Origin of the sequence: Streptomyces sp. NPDC059696, assembly GCF_042733745.1 — a bacterium.
Classification (GTDB): domain Bacteria; phylum Actinomycetota; class Actinomycetes; order Streptomycetales; family Streptomycetaceae; genus Streptomyces.
In genome coordinates this window covers 169,272-187,787 of sequence record NZ_JBHWFG010000008.1, presented here as the reverse complement: position 1 = coordinate 187,787, position 18,516 = coordinate 169,272, and the positions used below count along the sequence as shown (strand labels likewise).

Below are 18,516 nucleotides of genomic sequence, written 5' to 3'. Positions count from 1 at the left end.
CCGACGGTTGTGCCGGGGTCAGCGGGACTCGGTCAGACCGGAGTGGTCCTCGGCTCCCTGACCGGCGTCCTGACCGGCACCGGCGTCCTGACCGGCGCCCGCGTCCTGACCCGCTCCGGCGCCCGCCTCGTCGCCTCCGGCCTGCTCACCGGCACCGGCGCCGGCCTCTTGACCGGCTCCGGCCTCCTCACCCGCGCCCGCACCGGCCTCGTCACCGGCACCGGCCTCCTCACCGGCGCCCGCGCCCGCCTCCTGGCCCGCACCGGCCTCGTCACCGGCACCGGCACCGGCGCCCGCGGCACCGCCCGCGCCGAGGGTCGCGCCGACGGCCTTCAGGGCGGTGGTCACCGGCTGGAAGAACGTCTCGCCGCCGGCCGTGCAGTCACCGCTGCCGCCGGACGTCAGGCCGATGGCGAGACCGTCCTGCGTGAACAGCGAGCCGCCGCTGTCGCCGGGCTCGGCGCAGACGTCGGTCTGGATGAGGCCGGTGACCGTGCCCTCCGGGTAGTTCACCGTGGCGTCCAGACCGAGCACCTGGCCGTCGTTGAGGCCGGTGGTGCTGCCCATCCGGAAGACCTGCTGGCCGACGGTCGCCTCGGCGGCCTCGGTGATCGGCACGGTCTGGTCACCGGTGTTGACCTCGCTGGGCGCCTCGGTCGCCGGGTCGTCGTACTTCACGAGTGCGAAGTCGCCGTTCCCGGGGAAGGTCGACTGGTCGACCGTGGCGATCGGCTGGCCGCCCTGGGTGTCGGACCACTCGTTGCCGCCGAGGGTGCAGTGGCCGGCGGTCAGGAAGGCCGGGGAGCCGTCGCTCGCGGTGACGTTGAAGCCGAGGGAGCAGCGTGAGCCGCCCGCGAAGATGGCGTCGCCGCCGGACACGAACGGCTTGAAGGTGCCGGAGGACTTCTTGAGCGTGGCCATGCCGGAGCCGAGCTCCTGCACGGTGGATTCCAGTCTGTCCCACTTGGCGCCGGTCACGGTGCTGTCAGCCGTCACCAGGAGCTTGTTGGTACGCGGGTCGATCGCCCACGAGGTGCCCGCGATGGTCGCCTCGGACTTCAGCGTCGAGGCCCCGGCCTGCAGCTCCGACCAGCTGTTCTCGACCTCCCGGACCTTCGCCCCGGCCGCCTTCGCCTGCACGATCACGTTGTTGTTGTCGCCGGGGACGACGTTGACGACGAGCTGCTTGTTGTCGCCGTCGTAGTAGGAGCCGCCGAACGCCTCACCGAGGAGCCCGGAGAGCTGCGAGGCGAGATCCGAGGCGTCGCCCGCCTTCAGGGTCTTCGGCGCGGCCGCCGCGTCGCCGGACGAACCGTCCTGCGAGGCGTTGGCGTTGGGGAGGAGGATCGCTGCGGCGCCGAGCGCCACCACGCCGCCCGCCGCTATCGCGGCCTTGCGCTTCGGAATTCGCTTGTGACTCAAACTTCTCTCCTCCTGGGGAACGGAGTAGGTGCCGCCGTCCGGCAGCTTCTGGGGGGCGCCTGGATGGCTGTTGGTACGCACGGGCCGCGCGGGGCGTTCAATTCCGATTGCAAGTGATCCCTTCGCACCGCGGAATCAGCCAACTCCCGCCGTGGGCAAGCGGACCCGCGCACAGAGAGAGCGCCCTGCTCGCAGCGGCCGGTCCGGCGGGCCGGCCCCGGCGGGGCCCGTGGCGCGCCATGGCCGGATGACGGCCTTTCAGCAACGGACGCCGCGTCAGCCCCACCGGAAGGAAACGCTCCGTATCCGGTCGGGAACGATCTGTCGCAGTTCCGGAGTCAAACCCCGGCTTCAGCGAATCTGCACATCGAATGCTCAACCCGGTCACCGAAAGGAGGGTTGTCCACAGGCCGGCCGTGTCGCTCACGCCTTTGGGGCGGGAGTGCCGGATTCGCCTCCCGGCGACTCAAGACCTCGGATGCGCCGATGCGATGGCGCATGTGAAGAACTCGCCGCGAAGCGGTGCGCAGACCTCCACGGATCGGTGCCGTTGGGGCGCAAGTTGCCTGGTGAGGGAGGTGGTTGATTGGAAGCGGCGAGCTGCGGCGTGCTTTGATCCATCGCACCGCGGGGGCCGCTCAGGGCACTCGGAAACGAGATGTCCGGTGCTCGCGGTCGCGGCCGTCATCTGTCCCCAGAGGGGGCCGCTCCCCCCTTGTGAGATATCCATATGAAGGGAAGTTCCACCATGAACTCCACCCCCCAGGTTGAGACCGTCGAGATCGCCGACGCCCAGCTCGACGCCATCTCCGGCGGCCTGTCCGTGAACGCCGTGAACACCGTCACCGACACCGTTGACGGCATTGCCCCGGTCTCCGGCCTGGTCGACACCGCCGTCGGCACCGTCGAGGGCGTCACCGGCCTGAACACGGCCCCGGTCACCGGTCTGGTCGCCGGCCTCTGATCGAGCCTTTGTGCCGTTGATTCCCGGAACCGCAGCCGGCGGTTCCGGGTTCTTCGGGTTCCGCAGGCACCTCTTCCAGGGTTCCGTTTCGCCTCCTCCACGGTCCCGTATGAACCTCTTCCACGGGTGAGGGAAGTTCCTTGCAGTTCCGCCAACAGGCCCTCGCCAAGCTCCAGTCCCCGGAGGAACTCGACCTCCCGGTGCGCTTCGCCCGACCGCAGGGCTGGCTCGTGCTCTCGGTGACGGTCGTCGCGATGGCGGCCGCCTCGGTGTGGGCCGTGACCGGCTCGGTGACCTCCACCGTCAGCGCGCCCGCCATCATCACGCACGGGCAGGGCAGTTATCTGCTGCAGAGCCCCGTCGCGGGCCAGGTGACCGCGGTGCTCGCCGAGCAGGGCGAGCAGGTCCCCGCGAACTCCCCCGTGCTCAAGGTCCGCACGGCCCAGGGCGAGGCGGTGGTCCGCACGCTCGCCGCGGGCCGGGTCTCGGCGCTGGCCGCGACCGTCGGGCAGATCATCCGCACCGGCGCGAACGTCGCCGCCGTGGAGAAGGTCGCCCACACCGGCGATCCGCTCTACGCCACCGTGTACGTCCCGGCGGAGAACGCCGCCGCGATCCCCGACGACGCGGCCGTGGATCTCACCGTGCAGTCGGTGCCGACACAGGAGTACGGCGTGCTGCGCGGCCATGTGAAGTCGGTGGACCGCGCGGCGCAGTCCCCGCAGTCGATCGCCGCCTTCCTCGGAGACAGCCAGCTGGGCGAGCAGTTCACCGAGAAGGGCAGGCCGGTGGCCGTGACGGTGCGGCTGGACAAGTCCTCCGCCACGAAGAGCGGTTACCGCTGGTCCTCCGCGGACGGGCCCCCCTTCAAGCTGACCTCCATGACGCTGGCCTCCGGTTCGATCCGGCTCGCCGACCAGCGTCCCGTCGACTGGCTGCTGCCATGAGCGCGACCGCACAGGAACCCCGCAGCAGGCGCCGCGCCGCCCCGCCGAAGCGCAAGGTGCCCAAGGCCCGGGCCAGGACCGTCCGCACCCCCACGGTGCTCCAGATGGAAGCCGTCGAGTGCGGCGCCGCCTCCCTGGCGATGGTGCTCGGCCACTACGGCAAGCACGTCCCGCTGGAGGAGCTGCGCATCGCCTGCGGCGTCTCCCGGGACGGCTCCCGTGCCAGCAACCTCCTCAAGGCGGCCCGCTCCTACGGCCTGACGGCCAAGGGCATGCAGATGGACCTGGCCGCCCTCGCCGAGGTGAAGTCGCCGGCCATCCTGTTCTGGGAGTTCAACCACTACGTCGTCTACGACGGCATGGGCCGGCGCTTCGGCCGCCGCGGCGTCTACATCAACGACCCGGGCAAGGGCCGCCGTTTCGTGCCGATGGAGGACTTCGACGGCAGCTTCACCGGGGTCGTGCTGGTGATGGAGCCCGGCGAGGACTTCACCCGGGGCGGCCGCAAGCCGGGCGTGCTGGGCGCCATGCCCGCACGGCTGCGCGGCACCGCGGGCACGATGCCCGCCGCGGTCATGTCGAGCCTGCTGCTGGTGGCGGTCGGCGCGGCGGTGCCCGCACTGAGCCGCACCTACATCGACGAGTTCCTGATCGGCGGCCAGACCTCGCTGCTCGGCGTGCTGTTCACGTCGATGGCGGCCTGCGTGCTGCTCACGGTCGTGCTGACCTGGCTCCAGCAGGCCAACCTGCTGCGCGGCCGCATCATCTCCTCGACCCTGTCCAGCGCCCGCTTCCTGCGGCATCTGCTGCGGCTGCCGGTGACGTTCTTCTCCCAGCGCAGCCCGGCCGACCTGGTGCAGCGGCTGCAGTCCAACGACGCGGTGTCCGAGACCCTGTCCCGGGACCTCGCGGCGGCGGGCGTGGACGCGGTCGTGGTCGTGCTGTACGCGGTGCTGCTGTACACCTACGACCCGCAACTGACGTTCGTGGGCATCGGCGTGGCCCTGCTGAACGTCGTGGCCATGCGGATCGTCATCCGGCTGCGCGCGACCCGCACGGCGAAGCTGCGCGCGGACACCGCACGCCTCACCAACACCGCCTACACGGGCCTCCAGCTCATCGAGACGATGAAGGCCACCGGCGGTGAGGACGGCTACTTCCGCAAGTGGGCGGGGCAGCACGCCACCACCCTGGAGGAGCAGCAGCGGCTCGGCGTGCCGAGTGCCTGGCTCGGCGTGGTCGCGCCGACGCTCGCCACCCTCAACAGCGCGCTGATCCTGTGGATCGGCGGCATGCGGGCGGTCGAGGGGCACATCTCGGTGGGTCTGCTGGTCGCCTTCCAGGCCCTGGTGACCCGCTTCACGGCCCCGCTGACCCGGCTGAACGGTGTCGCGGGCCGCATCCAGGACTTCGCCGCGGACGTGGCCCGGCTGAAGGATGTGGAGAACTTCCAGGCCGACCCGCTCTACGGCCGCCCGGGCGGCGCCGAGTCGACGCGCCGTCTCCAGGGCCATGTCGAGCTGGAGAACATCACGTTCGGCTACAGCCCCCTCGACAAACCCCTGCTGGCCGGCTTCGACCTGACGGTCGGGCCCGGGCAGCAGGTGGCGCTGGTGGGCGGCTCGGGCAGCGGCAAGTCCACGGTGTCCCGGATGATCTCCGGGCTGTACGCGCCCTGGGAGGGCGTGATCCGCATCGACGGGCAGCGCATCGAGGACATCCCGCGCGGGGCGCTGGCCGCCTCGGTGTCCTTCGTCGACCAGGACGTGTTCCTCTTCGAGGGCACCGTCCGCGACAACGTGGCGCTGTGGGACCCCTCGATCCCGGACGACGCGGTGGAGGACGCGCTGCGCGACGCGGCCCTGTACGACGTGATCACGCGCCGCCCGGGCGGCATCCACAGCAAGGTGGAGCAGGACGGCCGCAACTTCTCCGGCGGGCAGCGCCAGCGCCTGGAGATCGCGCGGGCGCTGGTGCGGCGGCCGAGCATCCTGGTGCTCGACGAGGTGACGAGCGCGCTGGACGCGGAGACCGAGCAGGTCGTGATGGACAACCTGCGCCGGCGCGGCTGCGCCTGTGTGGTGATCGCGCACCGGCTCAGCACGGTCCGCGACAGTGACGAGATCGTCGTCCTGCAGCACGGCACGGTCGTGGAGCGGGGACGGCACGAGGACCTGGTGGCCCGCGGCGGTGCGTACGCGGCCCTGGTCAGGGAGCGGTGAGATGACGACCGTTCACGAAAGGCACGACGGCGACCTCGTGCTGGGCGCCTTCGGGCAGATGGGCTCGCGCATCGACTGCGCCGGTTTCAACCGCCTCGACCTCGAAGGCCCGCAGGTGCTGTGGCTGGTCGCCTCCGGCGCCGTGGACCTGTTCGCGGTCGACGCCGGGCAGCAGGGCCACTGGCACCACCTCGGCCGTCTGGAGGCCGGTTCGCTGGTGCTCGGCCCGGTGCCGGGCCCGGAGCACACCCTGGTGGCCCGGCCGCTGCGGGATTGCGTGGTGCACCGCATCGGTCTGCGCGAGCTGTACCAGCCGGCCCATACGGCGACCTGGTCGTACGACGAGTACGGCAATCCGCAGTACGTGCCGCCGACGACGAGTCCGCTGGAGTACGCGCTCGCCCTCGGGGTCGGCCGCAGCCTGTCGATCCTGTTCCAGGCGCCGATGGCCACCGAGCGGGCGGCGGCCCCCACCGACGACGACGTGTTCTGGATGCAGGTGCCGCCGGGCAGCGTGCAGTACGGCTCGCTGTACGGCGCGGAGGCCGCGGCCGACCTGCTGATGGACCCGGCGCTGTGGCAGTCCATGGTCGACCAGCAGTACCGGCTGCTGACCACGCTGGACCGCTGGATCGAGCAGCTGGAGCGCACGCACGAGTCGCGCACCGCCGAGGGCATCAAGGCCGGTGAGGCGGTGCGCGCCCAAGCGGACCGGACGCTGCTCGCCTCCATCGGGAAGCGGTCGGGCAAGCGGACCACGCCGGCCGACGCCGACGCCACGTACGCGGCGTGCAAGCTGGTCGGGCAGGCAGCCGGGATCCGCATCACCGAGCCGACCCAGAAGGGCACCGGCGGCGACCGCCTCGACCCGGTCGAACAGGTCGCCCTGGCCTCGCGCGTGCGGACCCGGGCCGTTCGGCTCGACGGCCGCTGGTGGCGGGACGACGTGGGGCCGCTGGTGGGTCAGCGGGCCCTGTCGGGGGCGCCGGTGGCGCTGCTGTGGCGGCGCGGCGGCTATGTCGCGGTGCATCCGTCGACGGGGCGTGAGACGCCGGTCGAGAAGGCCAACGCCGACGAGTTCGAGCCGCGCGCGGTGATGTTCTACCGCCCGCTGCCGGACAAGCGGCTCAGTCCGCTGGGGCTGCTGCGGTTCTGCATGCAGGGCATGCGCGGTGACCTGACGGGTCTGCTGCTCAGCGGTCTGGTGACGGTCGCGATCGGCTCGCTCGTGCCGGTCGCGACGGGCAAGGTGCTGGGCGAGTTCGTGCCGAAGGCGCAGACGGGCCTGATCGTGCAGGTGTGTCTGGCGGTGATGCTGAGCAGTGTGGTGGCCGCGGCCTTCATGCTGTTGCAGAACCTGACGATCCTGCGGATCGAGGGCCGGATCGAGGCCACGCTCCAGCCGGCGGTGTGGGACCGGCTCCTGAGGCTGCCGACGAAGTTCTTCACCGAGCGCTCCACCGGCGAACTGGCCAGCGCGGCCATGGGCATCAGCTCGATACGCCGCCTGCTCGCGGGTGTCGGGCCGACCGTCGCCCAGTCGGTGACGATCGGCGCGATGAACCTGGGGCTGCTGTTCTGGTTCAGCGTGCCGATGGCGATGGCCGCGATCGGCATGCTCGTCGTCATCGCGGCCGTGTTCCTGGGGCTCGGGCTGTGGCAGGTGCGCTGGCAGCGGCGTCTGGTGGTGCTCTCCAACAAGCTGAACAACCAGGCGTTCCAGACGCTGCGCGGACTGCCCAAGCTGCGGGTGGCCGCCGCCGAGAACTACGCGTACGCCGCGTGGGCGTCGGAGTTCGCCCGCAGCCGTGAGCTCCAGCAGAAGGTCGGCCGCATCAAGAACCTCACGACGGTGCTGGGCGCGGTGTACCTGCCGCTGTGCACGCTGCTGATGTTCATGCTGCTGGCCGGTCCGGCCCGGGGGTCGATGTCGGCGGCGGCGTTCCTCACCTTCAACACCTCGGTGACGATGGTGCTGACCTCCGTCACACAGCTGACGGGCTCGTTCGTCTCGGCGGTGGCCGCGCTGCCGCTGTTCGAGGAGATCAAGCCGGTGCTGGACGCGACGCCGGAGGTGCGCACGGCGAGCACCCGGCCGGGTCCGCTGACCGGGGCGATCGAGGCGCGGCGGCTGTCGTTCCGCTACTCGGACGACGGTCCCCTGGTCCTGGACGACGTGTCGTTCGAGGTGCGGTCGGGCGAGTTCGTCGCGGTGGTCGGCCCGAGCGGCTGCGGGAAGTCGACGCTGCTGCGGCTGCTGATCGGCTTCGACCGGCCCGTGTCGGGCAGTGTGCTGTACGACGGGCAGGACCTGGCGGCCCTGGACCAGTCGGCGGTGCGCCGCCAGTGCGGTGTGGTGCTCCAGCACGCGCAGCCGTTCACCGGATCGATCCTCGACGTCATCTGCGGCACCGAGCCGTACACGCCGGAGGAGGCGATGGCGGCGGCGGAGATGGCGGGTCTCGCCGAGGACATCAAGCGGATGCCGATGGGGCTGCACACCATCGTCGCGGGCAGCGGAGCCGTCTCCGGCGGCCAGCGCCAGCGGCTGATGATCGCCCAGGCGCTGATCCGGCGGCCCCGCATCCTCTTCTTCGACGAGGCGACCAGCGCGCTCGACAACGAGACGCAGCGCACGGTCATCGAGAGCACCAAGGCGCTCAACGCGACCCGGGTCGTCATCGCGCACCGGCTGTCGACCGTGATGGACGCCGACCGGGTGGTGGTGATGGAGGACGGCAAGGTCATCCAGCAGGGTCCGCCCGCACAGCTCCTCGCCGACACGAGCGGGCGGCTGCACGAGCTGGTGCGCCGCCAGATGGCGTGAGGCGTCAGTCCAGTCCGGGCACGGGCGCACCCGAGGGCAGGCCGGCCGCGACGTAGGCGGCGTACAGCTCCTTCCAGGGCGCGTCGGCCCCGGCGTGCGGACCGGCGGTCGTCTCGCCGCGCGCCCTGGCGTCCAGTGCGGCCAGGCACACCTCCCAGCCGGCGCCGTTGCGGGCGGCGCTGTCCTGGGCGGCGAGGACGTTGGTGAGCGTGAAGCGGGTGCTCTTCTGGCCGGTCTCCTCCAGGTCGAAGCGGAGTTCGTCCCCGCCCCACTCGAACGACAGGTGCCGGGGCGGGTCGACGGCGAGGACCCGGCCGGTGGAGTCCTCCATGTGCGGGTCACCGCTGAACCTGACGGCGCCGCCGGGGCGCAGTTCGATCTCGGCGCGGGCGGGGAACCAGCGTTCCAGCTCGTCCGCGTCGGTCACGAACTGCCAGACGCGCTCCACGGGATGGTCGTAGAGGCGGCTGAAGCGGACGGCGGGGCGGCCGTCGTCCAGGGTCAGATAGGTGCCGGTGAGGTCGGCGGTCATGGCTGATCAGCCCTTCGAAGTGGGTGGTTCGGGAGCGTCCGGTGCCGCGTCGAGGCGGCGGCCCAGCGCGTCGAGGCTCTTGTTCCACAGCGCGCGGTAGGGGGCGAGCCAGGCATCCAGGGCGGCGATCGGGCCGGGGTCGAGGGCGTAGACGCGTCGCTGGGCGTCCTGCCGCACCCGGACCAGTCCCGCCTCGCGCAGCACCTTCAAATGCTTGGAGGTGCTCGGCTGACTCAGTCCGCACGCCTCGACGATCTCACCGACGGACCGGGGCCGTTCCAGGAGCAGGGCGACGATGGCCCGCCGGTGGGGGTCGGCGAGCGCGGTCCACAGGGCGGCGTCGGACATGCCTCCAATATGCCTCTGGAGTTATATGCGTGTCAAGGAATATGAGTGGTGGACCCTCGTGCTCGCGGGCCGGGCGGTGCTCTTGTCTGCCGCGCCGTCTGTTGGGCCGCCCCGGAAATGGGTACCCACCGGCCATGCGAATCAGCGTGGTGGACGTGGGATCGAACACGGTCAGACTTGTGGTCGCGGACGCGGTGGACGGGGTGCCGCTGCCCGTGCACACCGCCAAGTGGCGGCTCAGGCTGTCCGAGCAGGTCACACCGGGGGGACCCGTCCCGGAGCAGGCCGTGGCCCAACTCGTGGACGCGGTGGCCGAGGCGAGCAGGACCGCGACCCGCTGGGGCGCGGCCGACCCGCCGGCGTTCGCGACCGCCGTGGTGCGCAACGCCCCGAACCGGCACGAGGTGCTGCGCACCGTCCGCGCCCGTACCGGCGTCGACCTGTGCACCCTGCCGGGCGAGGTCGAGGCGGAGCTGACGTTTCTCGGGGCCCGGCGCTGGATGGGCTGGCGCTCGGGGCCGCTCGCCCTGCTCGACATCGGCGGCGGCACCCTCGAAGTCGCCTTCGGGCGCGGCCGGTTGCCGGACTTCGTGGCGTCGCTGCCGCTGGGTGCGCGGCGGTTGACGCACGAGTTCTTCGACGACGAGGACCCTCCCTCGCCGGAGCTGGTCCGTGCGCTGCGCCGCAAGGTACGTCACCAGTTGCGGGACGTCGCGGCGCGGATCCGCTGGGAGGGGCCGCGCACGGCGGTCGCCACCTCCCGCACCTTCCAGCAGCTGGGCCGGCTGTGCGGCGCGGCGCCCGGACGCCACGGACCCTTTGTGGAACGGCAGATGCGCCGCTCCGACCTGCGGACGGCGATCACGCAGCTGGCGGCCCTGCCCGCCGCCGAACGCGCACACCTGCCCGGCATCTCCGCACCGCGCGCCGCGCAGAGCCTGGCCGGAGCGGTGGTGGGGCACACCGCGCTGAAGCTGACCGGCATCAAGGCCGTCACGGTCTGCCCCTGGGCGATCCGCGAGGGCGTGCTGCTGCGCCACATCGAGGACGGCCCCTCCTGGTGGGCGGAGGTCGCCAGGAGCAGCGAGGAGGCCGCCCCGGCCGACCCGGTGCCGCTGCGCATCGCCCGGGCCTCCAGCTGACCACCCCCGCATGACCTGCTGACCACCCCCGCCACGACCGGACGTACCGCACACGGAAAGGAGCACCCTGTGTCCGAGCACCAGGACAAGCACCACGACGAGGACCGGCACGGCAAGCCGGCCGAGACAGCACTCGAAGAGGTGCTGCGCGAGGTCGAGGACGCCGAGAACCGCACCCGGGACTCCGCCGAGGAGCGCCGCCACCGGGGCGAGGCCGGTGAGGCCGTCACCCCCAACACGCGCGCGCAGGAGGAGTCCGAGGGGGACTGACGGGAGCCGGGCGCGTCCCGGCTACCCGGGCGGCGGACCGAGCGGCCGTGCGGCAAGGGCCCGGGCGACGCCGAGCAGGTTCGCCGCCATGGCCCGCCCGGTCGACCGCGACCAGTCGTGGCCCCGCTCGGCGTCGAGGAAGCTCGGCCCGGGTCCCGGCCCCTGGTTCCAGTACGTCCAGGCTTGGCCGGGGATGGTGTAACCGATGTCCTCCAGGCCGCCCGTGATCTCGTTGATCACGTGATGGGCTCCGTCCTCGTCGCCGGTGACGACCACCCCCGCCACCCGGTTGCAGGCCACCGGCCGGCCCTCCTCGTCGGTCTCGGACAGCATCGCGTCCGGAGTCCCCCCTGGGCGGGCCTCACGCGGCGGGTGACCCCGGTCGCCGGGCGGGTACCCGGCACGCATGGAGCACGAAGGACCACCACTTCCCACCCCGCGCGGACCGCTGAGCAGGGGCGTCGACGCCTACCTGCGAGGCGCGGGCCGGCTGCCCCGCCTGGAGGAGGTCGCCCGCGCCGACGTGTACGGCGACGACCTCCAGCTCGCCCTCTACCTCTGCTACGAGCTGCACTACCGCGGCTTCGCGGACGTCCCCCCGGAGCGCGAGTGGGACCCGGACCTCCTGCGCGTCCGCGTGGCGATGGAGCACCGCTTCCTGTCCACCCTGCGCAGTGACGCACACGTCCACGACAGCGTCGAGGAGGCACTGGCCGGGCTGCTGGTCGAGCCCGTCGAGGGCACGGGCGTCAGCCACTTCCTGCGTGACGAGGGCGAGCTGTGGCAGGTGCGCGAGTACGCGGCCCAGCGCTCCCTCTACCACCTCAAGGAGGCGGACCCGCACGCCTGGGTGCTGCCGCGGCTGTCGGGCCGGGCGAAGGCGGCGATGGCGGCGGTGGAGTTCGACGAGTGGGGCGGCGGCCGTGCGGAGCGTGTGCACGCCCGCCTCTTCGCCGACCTGATGGCGGACCTGGGCCTGGACACCGCCTACGGCCGCTATCTCGACGCGGCGTGCGCGGAGGCCCTCGTCACGGTGAACATGATGTCCCTCTTCGGATTGCACCGGGCCCTCAGGGGCGCCCTGGTCGGGCACTTCGCGACGGTGGAGATCACCTCGTCACCGGGGTCGCGTCGGCTCGCCGAGGCGATGCGCCGCACCGGCGCGGGGCCGGCCGCAGAGCACTTCTACGACGAGCACGTCGAGGCGGACGCGGTCCACGAGCAGGTGGTGCGGCACGACGTCATCGGCGGACTGCTGGAACGCGAGCCGTATCTCGCCCCGGACGTCGCCTTCGGCATCGACGCCACCGAGTTCGTGGAGGAACGCTTCGGCGCCCGGCTCCTGGCCGACTGGCGCGCATCTCGTTCGTCACTCCGTGCTCCCCTTGCCCAGGAAGCAGCTCATATCTCCTGATTTTCGGGGTACCCGGCGTCCGTGATTGCACTGCTACTCCCGGGCGTGTACGCCCCCCAGGAGGACACCGAGCTGCTGGCCGGTGCCCTGTCCGACGAGCCGCTGCGCCCGGGCGCGGACGTCCTCGACGTGGGCACCGGCAGCGGCGCCCTGGCCCTGGAGGCCGCACGCCGCGGCAACCGGGTGACCGCCGTGGACGTGTCCTGGAGCGCCGTGTGGGCCGCGCGGCTGAACGCCCGGCTCGCGGGGCTCCCGGTCAGCATCCGGCACGGGAACCTCTTCGAGCCCGTGCAGGGAAGGAAGTTCGATCTCATCCTGGCCAACCCGCCGTACGTTCCGTCCCCGGACGGGCCTCACCGGCCGCCCCGGGGTGCGGCCCGGGCGTGGGACGCGGGCGCCGACGGGCGGCTGGTCGTCGACCGGATCTGCCGCGAGGCGCCCGGGCTGCTACGGCCGGGCGGGGTGCTGCTGCTCGTGCAGTCGGCGCTCAGCGCCCCGGACCTGACCGTGGGGCAGTTGCGCTCGGCCGGCCTGAAGGCCGCGGTGACCCGTCGGCACCGCATCGCGCTCGGCCCCGTGCTGCGCGGCCGGGAAGCCTGGCTGCGGGAGCGGGGGCTGCTGCCCGCCGCCGAGGACAAGGAAGAGCTGGTGGTCGTCCGTGCCGAACTCCCCGTCTGACCGGTCCGCGGCGCCGCGCCGCGTCAGTGTCCGGCGCAAGGGCCCGCTGCTGATGGAGGGTCCGGTGGAGGTGGAGCTGGAGGACGGCTCCGTCGTCTCCTCCGACCGCTTCCGCGTGGCCCTGTGCACCTGCCGCCGCAGCCGCCGCTACCCGTGGTGCGACACGAGCCACCGCGACCGGGCCTGAGCGCCCGGACGTCGAACGACCCGGAGGCCGGCGGGCGGCCCCACTCCGCCCGCCGGCCCCCTTGCGCGAGATCGCGACTCCTCGTGACAACGGCCCGGCTCCCCAGCCACGGCCCGCTGTGCCTCACGGGTACGGCGCGATCCCGGTCTGTGGGCTCAGCCCTCTCAGAAGGAGAAGACTCCCGTCCCGTAGGCGTTCTTCATGCAGTCGTTGGAGAAGGTGCGCTCGTAGGAGACGCGCTTGCCCTGCCAGACTCCGTCCACCGTGACGACCACGGGGTCGTACTGCTTGGTGCACATGACGCCGTCCTTCGCGGTCAGGGCGTTGAAGTCGCCGCCGACGCCACGCAGTTCGGCACAGGCCGCGCCGGCCGCCGGGTGTGTTCCGGCGGGCGTCGGCGCACAGGTCAGGGTGACCGCGCGTTCCGGAGTCGCTGCGATCGCGCTCTCCCCGTGGCCCACCGTGAGGACGAGGGCCGAGGGGGCGTAGAGCGCGGTGGGGGCCTGACCCGGAGAGGCGAGCGCGGCCCCGGAGAGGGGTCCGCAGACGGCGGTGGCCGTCATGCCGATGGTCGTGGCCCAGCGCGCGGTGGTCCGCATTGTGTGCATCCTTCCGCATCGATTACAGGGTGTGCCGTCCCGTGCTCGGTCGGTGCCCGGAGCGGCGAGCGCGAGTCTGCCGAGTCCGCCGCGGAAACACACATCGACCCCACGGGTTTCAGTAACATTGCGTATTGAATCAGTGGCGTGAAGTTACGGAATCGACGCGCGTGAAGCCCGTAACTGCGCGGTTCCCGGGGGCATGAAGCGGCCAGATGGCCGATTGCCGCGCGTTCGTTAATAGGCCTGAAACATTCCGATTCCGCTCTCGGCCGACTGCTTTGTGACCCCTTGTGTTCATGGAGCGGTCGAGTAATCGTCATTACATGATTACGAAAGAGCAGAGAGAGAAGCTCCGCGGCTGGTTCACCGGCCGCCTGCCCGACGACCTCTTCGAGGAGCTGACCGAGATCGCGGTCGACCGCGAGGAGATCACCGTCATCGGCCGCATCCCGGCCCCCCGGCTGGCCGGGGACGCCCCGGACGCCGAGCGGGACGCGGCCCTGGAGAGCCGCGCGCAGGAGTTCCGGGAGCGCACCCGCGAGGACCGGATGGCCGTGGCGCGGGAGGCCGAGCAGCGGTTCGGCCGCAAGGTGTCCTGGGGCGTGGAGTGCGGCGGGCGACGGACCCTCTTCACGCACGTGGCCGCCCCCGTCATGACACGGCTGCGCCAGCCCGAACGCCAGGTCCTCGACACCCTGATCGCCGGCGGCGTCGCCCGCAGTCGCAGCGACGCGCTGGCCTGGTGCGTGCGCCTGGTCCAGCGCCACACCGACGACTGGCTCGCCGAGTTGCGCGAGTCCCTCGAACACGTGCAGCGCGTCAGGGCCCAGGGCCCGGACACCGAGCCGGACCCCGCACCGCGCGCGGACGGGGAGGAGTGAACCGCTGTCAGACCCCTCGGCTACGTTGCCGGCATGACCGACTTCGTACTGGTGGCAGGGGCATGGCTCGGGGCGTGGGCGTGGGACGAGGTGGCCGCGGAACTGCGCGGCGCCGGGCACGAGGTCCACGCGCTGACGCTGACGGGCCTCGCCGAGAGACGGGACACACAGCCGGCCGGGCAGCAGACGCACGTCCGGGACATCGTCGAGGAGGTGGAGCGGCTCGGCCTGCGGGACGTCGTCCTGGTCGGGCACAGCTACGCGGGCATACCGGTCGGGCAGGCCGCCGAGCGGATCGGCGACCGGCTGCGGCGGGTGGTGTTCGTCGACGCGAACGTGCCGGTGCACGGGGAGTCGTTCCTGTCGGGCTGGCCCAGCGAGCACGTACGGCGGACCATCGACGCACACGGCGGCCACTGGCCCCCACCCGGTCCCGAGGAGTACGCGGGGCAGGGACTGACGGACGCCCAGATCGCCCGCATCGTGGGAGCGACCCCGCACCCGGGCGTCACGCTCACCGAACCGGCCGTTCTCGCACGCCCCTTGGAGGAGCTGCCGGCGACGTACGTGAAGTGCCTCCTCGACGGCGGCGAACCGATGCCGGCGGTGGCCGCGCTGCTCGGCAGTGACAACTGGGAGCTGGTGGAGCTGGACACCGGCCACTGGCCGATGTTCTCGCAGCCGGCCGCCCTGGCCCGGGTGCTGCACCGGGCAGCGATCCGCCCCTGATCCACCGGATTGCATACCGCTCGGTATCGTCGCCCTTCTGCACGGTCTCGACGAGGAGACGACGAGAGGCGGGGCGTACGGTGGGCAAGCACTGGGCGGACTTCCAGTACGAGATCTATCTGAACGGGATGACGGGCGCCGTGCCGCGGCTGCCCACCGATCTGACCCGGCTGGAGGAGCTGACCGAGCAGCGGCTCGGACCCGGCCCGGTCGGATATGTGGCGGGCAGCGCGGGGGACGGCAGTACGGCCCGCGCCAACCGGGCGGCCCTGGAGCGCCGCCGGATCGTGCCGCGCATGCTGCGGGACGTGCACGACCGGGATCTGTCGGTCGAGGTCCTGGGCCGCGCCCTGCCGGCGCCCCTCGCGCTGGCCCCGGTCGGAGTGCTGTCGATCATGCACCCGGACGCCGAGTCCGCCGCGGCCCGGGCCGCCGCCGCGCAGGGCGTGCCGTACATCCTGTCGTCCGCGTCCAGCACCCCCATGGAGCAGGTCGCCGAGGCGATGGGCGACGCCGAGCGCTGGTTCCAGCTGTACTGGCCGAAGGACCCGGAGGTGGCCCGCAGTTTCCTGCACCGGGCGAAGGCGGCCGGGTTCACCGCTCTGGTCGTCACCCTGGACACGCCGCTGCTGTCCTGGCGGCCGCGCGATCTGGACCAGGCGTATCTGCCGTTCCTGCACGGGGTCGGCACGGCCAACTACTTCTCGGATCCGGCCTTCCAGGCAGGTCTGGCCAGGCCGGTGCACGAGGATCCGAACGCGGCCGTGATGCATTTCGTCGGGATGTTCTCCGACCCGGCCAAGAGCTGGCCGGACCTGACGTTCCTGCGGGAGAACTGGGACGGCCCGATCGTCCTCAAGGGCGTCCTGCACCCGGACGACGCGCTCCTGGCCGCCGACGCCGGCATGGACGGCGTGGTCGTCTCCAACCACGGCGGCCGTCAGGTGGCCGGGGCCGTGGCCGCGGCCGACGCCCTCCCCCGCGTGACGGAAGCCGTGGGCGACCGGCTCACCGTCCTCTTCGACAGCGGTGTCCGCACCGGCGACGACGTCTTCAAGGCCCTCGCCCTCGGCGCCCGCGCGGTCCTCGTCGGCCGCCCGTACGTCTACGGCCTCGGCCTCGACGGCCGGGCCGGCGTCGAGCACGTCATCCGCTGTCTGCTCGCCGAACTCGACCTGACGCTCGCCCTGTCGGGCCATGCCACGCCGGCCACAATCGGTCCGGCCGACCTCGTCGAGAATCCGGTCTGAGCCGGGAAGCCCACGTGGGCCGAGGCCCCTGCGTGGGCCGAGAACCAGGCGCAGGCCGGGAACCCGGCGCAGGCCGAGGAGGACCCGGTGTGGGCCGAGGCCCCTGCGTGGGCCGAGAACCAGGCGCAGGCCGAGGAGGGCCCTGCGTGGGCCGAGAACCAGGCGCAGGCCGAGGAGGGCCCTGCGTGGGCCGAGGGCCCTGCGTGGGCCGAGGGCCCTGCGTGGGCCGAGGGCCCTGCGTGGGCCGAGGACCCTGCGTGGGCCGAGGACCCGGTGTGGGCCGAGGACCCGGTGTGGGCCGCGCGGCGCGTTCGCCGCGCGGCCCCGTTCGGGCGCCGGATCTCTCCGTCAGCCGGTGCGGCCCTGGGACAGGGTCACCTGCCGGGCGGCCGGGTCCTCCTGCTCCTCGATCGACAGGGAGCCCTCCGCCGTCGGCAGCGGCTCCGACAGCCAGCGCTGGGCGTCGGAGGTGCGGTCGCGGACCTTGACGACGATGTCGGCGTCCGGCTCGTCGTCGGCCGGGGTGAGGGCCAGTCGCTCGTCCCAGCGGGGCAGCAGCTCCCCCTGCACGGTGAGGTCGTAGCGCACGTCGTCGGCCCGCTCGGCATCCTCGTCGGCACAGGTGCCGAGGACGACGACACCTGCGTCCTTGTGGGAGTCCAGGCACAGCCCGGGATCGGCGACGCTGCGCAGCAGCCCGTCGTCCTCGTACGTCCACTGCTGCGTCCACACCGTCGAGCACTGCGCCAGCTTCGTGCCCGAGCCCTCCTTCGGCAGGTCGCGGATGTCGAGGCACAGGTCGGCGCCGGTGTTGCGCAGCCTGGTCACTGCCTGGGCCGCGGGAAGACCGGCGGTGCCGGGCGGCGTCGCCGAGGCGGAGCCGTTGCCGCCGGCGGCGCTGTTGGAGCCGGCCGGGTCGGCCTCACCGCCGTCGTAGGAGGACGCGCTGATGATGAGCACGGTCGCCAGCACCCCGGCCGAGACCGCGCCGACGCCCGACAGCAGCGCCCGCGGGGAGCGCAGCGCCCCGGAAGCCCGGGCGGGCACGGGGAGCCGGGACAGCAGCCCGTGCCGTCCACCGCCGCGCCGTCCGCCGCCGCGCCGCCCCGCGCGAGCGCCCCGGGTGCCATGGGGGGCCCGCCCGGGGCGCGAGTCGAGGTAGCGGCGGACGCCCCAGCCGAGCACCGCCTCGGCGATCAACTGGCCCAGCGGGCCCTCGAAGTGGCTGAGTTGTTCCGCCGCGTGCCGGCAGTAGCGGCACTCGTCCAGATGCTGCTGCACGTCCGGCAGCAGTGCGCCGCCCCGGCGGATCGGCACGTCGAGAAGGCGGTTGTAGAAGCGGCAATCCGAGGTCGGTGCGAGTTCGCGATGGGCGCGTACACAGCCCTCACGGAATGTGTCCCGCGCCTGTTCGAGGGCCGCCGAGGCGTTGTCGGCGTCCATGCCCAGCAGGCCGGCCGGGACGTTTAAAGGATCTGCCTCGACCTCGACATGCCAGAGCAAACAGCGCGCCACCGCGGGAAGTGCCTGGAATGCCCGCTCCGCGAGGATTCGATTTTCGGGCGTCATGGAGGTCGCCGCGCGCAGCCCCCGCCCTCCGGCCGGTTTCTGCAATGCGGGCAGAACGGCCGATATTCGATCGTCGCCGGCCCACTCACGGATCGTGTCCCGCACGGTCACGAGAAGGACCGGGCGCAACGCGACGGCCGATTCGCCGAAGGCGAGTCGGTTGAGGGTGCGGTGGAAGGCGGTGCCGGTCACCATGGCGGCGACCTGAGCCGACGAGGCGAGACAGATGACCGCGTAGTCATGCACCGCCTGGTGGTGCCGCGCCATCAGCAGTGCGACGGAGTGGGCGGCGACCCCGCCCTCCGGACTGCCTCTCAGCGGTGCGGCGAGAGATTCATCGGATTCCCCCGGATCCCCGCCGGGCGGGGGATACGGGGGGCGAGGGGGGTGGGGGGTGGGCACTGAGATGGTTCCTTCCCACGCATGTGACACACAGAAGACCTGGCGCCGAAAAAGGAGGCCCGGTTGGTGCGTACCTTTTTTGGCGCGGCGCGGGAGGTGCGAATTCACCGACGGCGAATCGGACGTGGTC

The 18,516-nt window shown here is 72.3% G+C and carries 17 protein-coding genes and 1 pseudogene; 12 read left to right on the top strand and 6 right to left on the bottom strand.

The features are described 5' to 3' along the window. Positions 1 to 18: 18 nt before the first annotated feature. Positions 19 to 1,422 (bottom strand): S1 family peptidase, encoded by a 1,404-nt coding sequence (locus tag ACFV20_RS11525; RefSeq protein ID WP_385655166.1) that lies wholly within the window; start codon positions 1,420 to 1,422, stop codon positions 19 to 21. A 748-nt stretch (positions 1,423 to 2,170) separates the two neighbouring features. On the opposite strand from ACFV20_RS11525, the gene ACFV20_RS11520 reads away from it, so the two are divergent. The 4 genes from ACFV20_RS11520 (at position 2,171) to ACFV20_RS11505 (ending at position 8,382) form a co-directional block, all read left to right on the top strand. Then, a complete protein-coding gene (locus tag ACFV20_RS11520) occupies positions 2,171 to 2,386 on the top strand; it encodes a type A2 lantipeptide (RefSeq protein ID WP_385655165.1) in 216 nt (71 codons plus the stop codon). 140 nt (positions 2,387 to 2,526) lie between these two features. After that, a complete protein-coding gene (locus tag ACFV20_RS11515) occupies positions 2,527 to 3,333 on the top strand; it encodes an HlyD family efflux transporter periplasmic adaptor subunit (RefSeq protein ID WP_385655163.1) in 807 nt (268 codons plus the stop codon). Continuing rightward, positions 3,330 to 5,555 (top strand): NHLP family bacteriocin export ABC transporter peptidase/permease/ATPase subunit, encoded by a 2,226-nt coding sequence (locus tag ACFV20_RS11510; RefSeq protein WP_385655162.1) that lies wholly within the window; start codon positions 3,330 to 3,332, stop codon positions 5,553 to 5,555. The genes ACFV20_RS11515 and ACFV20_RS11510 overlap by 4 nt, the downstream gene beginning before the upstream one ends. A gap of 1 nt (position 5,556) precedes the next feature. Further along, positions 5,557 to 8,382: an NHLP bacteriocin export ABC transporter permease/ATPase subunit gene (locus tag ACFV20_RS11505; RefSeq protein ID WP_385655160.1), complete on the top strand. Its 2,826-nt coding sequence runs from the start codon at positions 5,557 to 5,559 to the stop codon at positions 8,380 to 8,382. Positions 8,383 to 8,386: 4 nt separating this feature from the next. Here ACFV20_RS11505 and ACFV20_RS11500 read toward each other — a convergent pair whose 3' ends face one another. Both ACFV20_RS11500 and ACFV20_RS11495 read right to left on the bottom strand, forming a co-directional pair. Beyond that, complete coding sequence (locus ACFV20_RS11500) at positions 8,387 to 8,914, bottom strand: SRPBCC family protein (protein ID WP_385655158.1); 528 nt, start codon at positions 8,912 to 8,914, stop codon at positions 8,387 to 8,389. 6 nt (positions 8,915 to 8,920) lie between these two features. Further along, positions 8,921 to 9,262, bottom strand: a complete 342-nt coding sequence (locus ACFV20_RS11495; RefSeq protein ID WP_385655157.1) for an ArsR/SmtB family transcription factor — start codon at positions 9,260 to 9,262, stop codon at positions 8,921 to 8,923. Between the two features lie 134 nt (positions 9,263 to 9,396). Here ACFV20_RS11495 and ACFV20_RS11490 point away from each other — a divergent pair, with 134 nt between their 5' ends. Both ACFV20_RS11490 and ACFV20_RS11485 read left to right on the top strand, forming a co-directional pair. Beyond that, positions 9,397 to 10,404, top strand: coding sequence for a Ppx/GppA family phosphatase (locus ACFV20_RS11490; protein ID WP_385655156.1), 1,008 nt, complete (start codon positions 9,397 to 9,399; stop codon positions 10,402 to 10,404). Between the two features lie 69 nt (positions 10,405 to 10,473). Continuing rightward, positions 10,474 to 10,674 carry a hypothetical protein gene (locus ACFV20_RS11485; RefSeq protein WP_385655155.1) on the top strand — a complete coding sequence of 67 codons (201 nt, stop codon included), beginning with the start codon at positions 10,474 to 10,476 and terminating at the stop codon, positions 10,672 to 10,674. A gap of 21 nt (positions 10,675 to 10,695) precedes the next feature. Here ACFV20_RS11485 and ACFV20_RS11480 read toward each other — a convergent pair. Then, positions 10,696 to 11,013 (bottom strand): annotated as a pseudogene (locus ACFV20_RS11480) (flavodoxin family protein); the annotation flags it as partial. 67 nt (positions 11,014 to 11,080) lie between these two features. On the opposite strand from ACFV20_RS11480, the gene ACFV20_RS11475 reads away from it, so the two are divergent. From ACFV20_RS11475 to ACFV20_RS11465, 3 genes are read left to right on the top strand one after another with little or no spacing between them, the layout of a single operon-like run. Next, the gene (locus ACFV20_RS11475; protein ID WP_385655154.1) at positions 11,081 to 12,088 is read left to right on the top strand and encodes an iron-containing redox enzyme family protein; all 1,008 of its coding nucleotides are present in this window, start codon (positions 11,081 to 11,083) and stop codon (positions 12,086 to 12,088) included. Positions 12,089 to 12,133: 45 nt separating this feature from the next. Further along, entirely contained in the window at positions 12,134 to 12,766 is a 633-nt protein-coding gene (locus tag ACFV20_RS11470) for a HemK2/MTQ2 family protein methyltransferase (RefSeq protein ID WP_385655314.1), read from the top strand. Continuing rightward, complete coding sequence (locus tag ACFV20_RS11465; RefSeq protein ID WP_385655152.1) at positions 12,747 to 12,953, top strand: CDGSH iron-sulfur domain-containing protein; 207 nt, start codon at positions 12,747 to 12,749, stop codon at positions 12,951 to 12,953. The genes ACFV20_RS11470 and ACFV20_RS11465 overlap by 20 nt, the downstream gene beginning before the upstream one ends. A 164-nt stretch (positions 12,954 to 13,117) precedes the next feature. On the opposite strand, the gene ACFV20_RS11460 is transcribed toward ACFV20_RS11465, so the two are convergent. After that, on the bottom strand, positions 13,118 to 13,552 hold the full coding sequence (locus ACFV20_RS11460; protein WP_385655151.1) for a protease inhibitor: 435 nt from the start codon (positions 13,550 to 13,552) through the stop codon (positions 13,118 to 13,120). A 326-nt stretch (positions 13,553 to 13,878) separates the two neighbouring features. Between ACFV20_RS11460 and ACFV20_RS11455 the strand changes: the two genes are divergently transcribed. The 3 genes from ACFV20_RS11455 to ACFV20_RS11445 all read left to right on the top strand — a co-directional run bounded on the left by ACFV20_RS11455 (position 13,879) and on the right by ACFV20_RS11445 (position 16,415). Continuing rightward, a complete protein-coding gene (locus ACFV20_RS11455) occupies positions 13,879 to 14,436 on the top strand; it encodes a hypothetical protein (protein WP_385655150.1) in 558 nt (185 codons plus the stop codon). A gap of 33 nt (positions 14,437 to 14,469) precedes the next feature. Next, the gene (locus ACFV20_RS11450; protein ID WP_385655149.1) at positions 14,470 to 15,165 is read left to right on the top strand and encodes an alpha/beta fold hydrolase; all 696 of its coding nucleotides are present in this window, start codon (positions 14,470 to 14,472) and stop codon (positions 15,163 to 15,165) included. Positions 15,166 to 15,245: 80 nt separating this feature from the next. Further along, on the top strand, positions 15,246 to 16,415 hold the full coding sequence (locus ACFV20_RS11445) for a lactate 2-monooxygenase (protein ID WP_385655147.1): 1,170 nt from the start codon (positions 15,246 to 15,248) through the stop codon (positions 16,413 to 16,415). Between the two features lie 348 nt (positions 16,416 to 16,763). Here the strand turns inward: ACFV20_RS11445 and ACFV20_RS11440 are convergent, their stop codons facing one another. Then, complete coding sequence (locus tag ACFV20_RS11440; RefSeq protein WP_385655146.1) at positions 16,764 to 18,386, bottom strand: RICIN domain-containing protein; 1,623 nt, start codon at positions 18,384 to 18,386, stop codon at positions 16,764 to 16,766. Between the last annotated feature and the right edge of the window lie 130 nt (positions 18,387 to 18,516).

Excerpts from the sequence above, each read along its gene's own strand:
- ACFV20_RS11520 (WP_385655165.1), top strand. The coding sequence starts at position 2,171 with ATGAACTCCACCCCCCAGGTTGAGACCGTCGAGATCGCCGACGCCCAG.
- ACFV20_RS11510 (WP_385655162.1), top strand. The coding sequence starts at position 3,330 with ATGAGCGCGACCGCACAGGAACCCCGCAGCAGGCGCCGCGCCGCCCCG.
- ACFV20_RS11505 (WP_385655160.1), top strand. The coding sequence starts at position 5,557 with ATGACGACCGTTCACGAAAGGCACGACGGCGACCTCGTGCTGGGCGCC.
- ACFV20_RS11500 (WP_385655158.1), bottom strand. The coding sequence starts at position 8,914 with ATGACCGCCGACCTCACCGGCACCTATCTGACCCTGGACGACGGCCGC.
- ACFV20_RS11495 (WP_385655157.1), bottom strand. The coding sequence starts at position 9,262 with ATGTCCGACGCCGCCCTGTGGACCGCGCTCGCCGACCCCCACCGGCGG.
- ACFV20_RS11490 (WP_385655156.1), top strand. The coding sequence starts at position 9,397 with ATGCGAATCAGCGTGGTGGACGTGGGATCGAACACGGTCAGACTTGTG.
- ACFV20_RS11475 (WP_385655154.1), top strand. The coding sequence starts at position 11,081 with ATGGAGCACGAAGGACCACCACTTCCCACCCCGCGCGGACCGCTGAGC.
- ACFV20_RS11460 (WP_385655151.1), bottom strand. The coding sequence starts at position 13,552 with ATGCGGACCACCGCGCGCTGGGCCACGACCATCGGCATGACGGCCACC.
- ACFV20_RS11455 (WP_385655150.1), top strand. The coding sequence starts at position 13,879 with ATGATTACGAAAGAGCAGAGAGAGAAGCTCCGCGGCTGGTTCACCGGC.
- ACFV20_RS11450 (WP_385655149.1), top strand. The coding sequence starts at position 14,470 with ATGACCGACTTCGTACTGGTGGCAGGGGCATGGCTCGGGGCGTGGGCG.